Annotated in this window: 2 protein-coding genes; both read right to left on the bottom strand. The window is 41.8% G+C overall.

What is annotated here, in order from left to right; translation table 11 throughout:
* The coding region (locus KK062_RS29935) for a hypothetical protein (RefSeq protein WP_254088064.1) at positions 1-229 on the bottom strand (229 nt) is incomplete at its 3' end.
* A 261-nt stretch (positions 230-490) separates the two neighbouring features.
* Entirely contained in the window at positions 491-565 is a 75-nt protein-coding gene (locus KK062_RS31295; RefSeq protein ID WP_498366331.1) for a hypothetical protein, read from the bottom strand.
* Between the last annotated feature and the right edge of the window lie 21 nt (positions 566-586).

Here is a 586-nt window from a genome sequence, read left to right as displayed (position 1 = left end):
ACATTACCTTGCGGTAGCTGACCGACGGCAGAAAAAGCCCGGGACTGGTCAACAGGTTCGTGATCAACAGTGTTGTTGCGATGATTCGGTTTACCCATCCCTTCACACGCCAGCTTTTACGATGCCCGGCACATTCCCTTCTCCTCTTCTCATTGTTAAGTAGATTAGACTTGTCGTTGAAATAGAGAATCGCATGATATACCTGCTGAACGATAAGCTTTCTACTCAAGCGTCTCTCTTAACTGTAAGAGACGGTTGTGGTAGTAAGGTATAATAAAAGATGTGCCAATTGTTTAAAAAAAGGGTTTATAGTATCGGGTATCTGTAAGACACAGCGATGAAAAATTAGTATAAATTTTTAGAATAATATTTCGTTAAGCGTGCATTTGCTTGCGTTTATCCAATCTATATTTTGTTGAATACCCCGTCCACAACTATTTCGCCGCCTTTTGCTGCGAGAAATCATTGCGCTACCATCATGACGGGAGTATTAAAGTTTATTAATCTTCATCAGCTCTTCTCCTTCGATCTTTAGCATGTACATGCCTGGCGGTAAAGCCGACAAATCGATTGTGTAGTCCGGGAG

This window comes from Dawidia cretensis, assembly GCF_018598175.1.
Lineage (GTDB): Bacteria > Bacteroidota > Bacteroidia > Cytophagales > Cyclobacteriaceae > Ohtaekwangia > Ohtaekwangia cretensis.
Note: the sequence above shows the minus strand (reverse complement) of the source record. Positions and strands in the feature narration are given on the sequence as shown.